The organism is Variovorax pasteuri, assembly GCF_051216435.1.
In the GTDB taxonomy this organism is placed as follows: domain Bacteria; phylum Pseudomonadota; class Gammaproteobacteria; order Burkholderiales; family Burkholderiaceae_C; genus Variovorax.
The window spans coordinates 1-2,961 of sequence record NZ_JBPJZS010000020.1 but is presented as its reverse complement, the minus strand read 5'-3'; the positions used below and the strand labels follow the sequence as shown (position 1 = coordinate 2,961).

Sequence of the window (2,961 nt, the reverse complement as noted above, 5' to 3'; positions counted from 1 at the left end):
GAGGAGATCTCTATGCTGATAGGCGTGCCTGCCGAGACACTGGCTGGCGAAACCCGAGTGGCCGTTACACCCGAGACCGTGAAGAAGCTGGTCGCCTCGGGGCATGCGGTGCGTGTACAGGCGGGGGCCGGCATTGCCGCCAGCGTCACCGATGCCGCCTACCAGGCCGCCGGCGCGGAGATCACCGATCGAACAGGTGCCTTCTCCGCCGAGCTGGTGCTCAAGGTGCGCACGCCCGACGATGCCGAGGCGGGGCTGCTCAAGCCCGGCGCCGTCGTCATCGGCATGCTCAACCCCTTCGACGCCGCGGGCCTGCAGCGCCTGGCATCGGCCGGCGTCACCGGCTTCGCGCTCGAGGCCGCCCCGCGCACCACCCGCGCCCAGAGCATGGACGTGCTTTCGTCGCAGGCCAACATCGCCGGCTACAAGGCCGTGATGATCGCGGCCGACAAGTACCAGCGCTTCTTCCCGATGCTCATGACAGCCGCCGGCACCGTGAAGGCCGCGCGCGTCGTCATCCTGGGCGTGGGCGTGGCGGGCCTGCAGGCCATCGCCACGGCCAAGCGGCTGGGGGCAGTCATCGAAGCCTCCGACGTGCGCCCGAGCGTGAAGGAGCAGATCGAGTCGCTCGGCGGCAAGTTCATCGAGGTCTCCTACGACACCGATGAAGAAAAAGAAGCCGCCGTCGGCGTCGGCGGCTACGCCAAGCCCATGCCCGCGAGCTGGCTGGCGCGCCAGCAGGTCGAGGTGGCCAAGCGCGTGGCGCTGGCCGACATCGTCATCAGCACCGCGCTCATTCCCGGGCGCGCCGCGCCCACGCTCATCACCGAGGACATGGTCAAGGCCATGAAGCCCGGTTCGGTGATCGTCGACATCGCCGCCGGCAAGGGCGCGGACGGCGTGGGCGGCAACTGCCCGCTGTCGGAGGCCGACAAGACGGTGGTCAAGCACGGCGTGACCATCGTGGGCGAGACCAACCTCGCGGCGCTGGTGGCGGCCGACGCCTCGGCGCTGTACGCACGCAACGTGCTCGACTTCCTCAAGCTGATCGTCACCAAGGAAGGTGCGCTGAAGATCGACCTCGAGGACGACATCGTCGCTGCCTGCCGCATGACGCAGGACGGCCAGGTCACCAGGAAGTAAGCGCTCAAACCAGCGATCACGCGAGGAGAAGAACCATGGATCCCGTTTCCCATACCGTCATCAACCTGATCATCTTCGTGCTGGCCATCTACGTGGGCTACCACGTGGTGTGGACCGTCACGCCTGCGCTGCACACGCCGCTGATGGCCGTGACCAACGCCATCTCGGCCATCGTGATCGTGGGCGCCATGCTCGCGGCCGCGCTCACCACCACGCCGCTGGGCAAGACCATGGGCGTGCTGGCCGTGGCGCTGGCCGCGGTGAACGTCTTCGGCGGCTTCCTGGTCACCCGGCGCATGCTGGAGATGTTCAAGAAGAAAGAGAAGAAGGCCGTCGCACCGGGTGCCAAGGCAGAAGAGGGAGCCGCCAAGTGAGCATGAACCTCGTCACGCTGCTGTACCTCGTTGCCAGCGTCTGCTTCATCCAGGCCCTGAAGGGCCTGAGCCATCCCACCACGTCCATCCGCGGCAACGTCTTCGGCATGACCGGCATGGCCATTGCCGTGCTGACGACCATTGCGCTCATCCATGGGCAGGCGCAATCGCTCAACGTCGACTTCGGCGCCGGCATCGGCTATGTGCTGGCGGCCGTGGTGGTCGGCGGGGGCCTGGGCGCCTTCATGGCCAACAAGGTCGAGATGACCAAGATGCCCGAGTTGGTCGCCTTCATGCACAGCATGATCGGCCTGGCAGCGGTGTTCATCGGCGTGGCCGCCGTGGCCGAGCCCTGGGCCTTCGGCATCACCGCGCAGCCGGTGGCCGCCGTCATCGGCGCCAACACGCCCGACGGCGCGGTGCTGCTGGACGGCTTCGTGCGCTACGCCATTCCCTACGGCAACCGGCTCGAACTGTTCCTGGGCGCGGCCATCGGCGCCGTCACCTTCAGCGGCTCGGTCATCGCCTTCGGCAAGCTCAGCGGCAAGTACAAGTTCCGCCTGTTCCAGGGCGCGCCCGTGCAGTTCAAGGGCCAGCACATGCTCAACCTGGTGCTGGGCCTGCTGACCGTGGCGCTGGGCCTGCTGTTCGTGGCCACCGAGAGCTGGGGCGCGTTCTTCGCGATGCTGGCGCTGGCCTTCGTGATGGGCGTGCTCATCATCATCCCGATCGGCGGGGCGGACATGCCGGTGGTGGTGTCCATGCTCAACAGCTACTCGGGCTGGGCGGCCGCGGGCATCGGCTTCAGCCTGAACAACGCGATGCTGATCGTGGCGGGCTCGCTGGTGGGCTCTTCGGGCGCCATCCTGAGCTACATCATGTGCAAGGCCATGAACCGCTCGTTCTTCAACGTGATCCTGGGCGGCTTCGGCGGCGAGGCGGCCACGACCGGCGGTGCGGCCAAGGAGCAGCGCCCCGTGAAGACCGGCAGCGCCGACGACGCGGCCTTCGTGCTCGGCAATGCCGAGACGGTGGTGATCGTGCCGGGCTACGGCCTGGCGGTGGCACGCGCGCAGCATGCGGTGAAGGAGCTCGCTGCCAAGCTCACCGAGAAGGGCATCACCGTGAAGTACGCCATCCATCCGGTGGCGGGCCGCATGCCCGGGCACATGAACGTGCTGCTGGCCGAGGCCGAGGTGCCGTACGACCAGGTCTTCGAGATGGAAGACATCAACGGCGAGTTCGGCCAGGCCGACGTGGCGATCATCCTGGGCGCCAACGACGTGGTGAACCCGGCCGCGCACACCAAGGGCAGCCCGATCTACGGCATGCCCATCCTGGAGGCCTACAAGGCCAAGACCGTCATCGTCAACAAGCGCTCCATGGCCGCAGGTTATGCCGGCCTGGACAACGAACTCTTCTACATGGACAAGACCATGATGGT

The 2,961-nt window shown here is 67.1% G+C and carries 3 protein-coding genes; all 3 read left to right on the top strand.

Translation table 11 applies throughout. The features are described from left to right. Positions 1 to 12 precede the first annotated feature (12 nt). Positions 13 to 1,143 carry a Re/Si-specific NAD(P)(+) transhydrogenase subunit alpha gene (locus ACSFBM_RS33915; RefSeq protein ID WP_435488316.1) on the top strand — a complete coding sequence of 377 codons (1,131 nt, stop codon included), beginning with the start codon at positions 13 to 15 and terminating at the stop codon, positions 1,141 to 1,143. Between the two features lie 35 nt (positions 1,144 to 1,178). Then, positions 1,179 to 1,517, top strand: coding sequence for an NAD(P) transhydrogenase subunit alpha part 2 (locus ACSFBM_RS33910; protein WP_435488315.1), 339 nt, complete (start codon positions 1,179 to 1,181; stop codon positions 1,515 to 1,517). Next, positions 1,514 to 2,961 (top strand): NAD(P)(+) transhydrogenase (Re/Si-specific) subunit beta (locus ACSFBM_RS33905; RefSeq protein WP_435488314.1); only part of this gene is annotated, 1,448 nt, incomplete at its 3' end. The genes ACSFBM_RS33910 and ACSFBM_RS33905, both read left to right, overlap by 4 nt.

Coding starts and splice junctions, on each gene's coding strand:
- ACSFBM_RS33915 (WP_435488316.1), top strand. CDS start 13: ATGCTGATAGGCGTGCCTGCCGAGACACTGGCTGGCGAAACCCGAGTG.
- ACSFBM_RS33910 (WP_435488315.1), top strand. CDS start 1,179: ATGGATCCCGTTTCCCATACCGTCATCAACCTGATCATCTTCGTGCTG.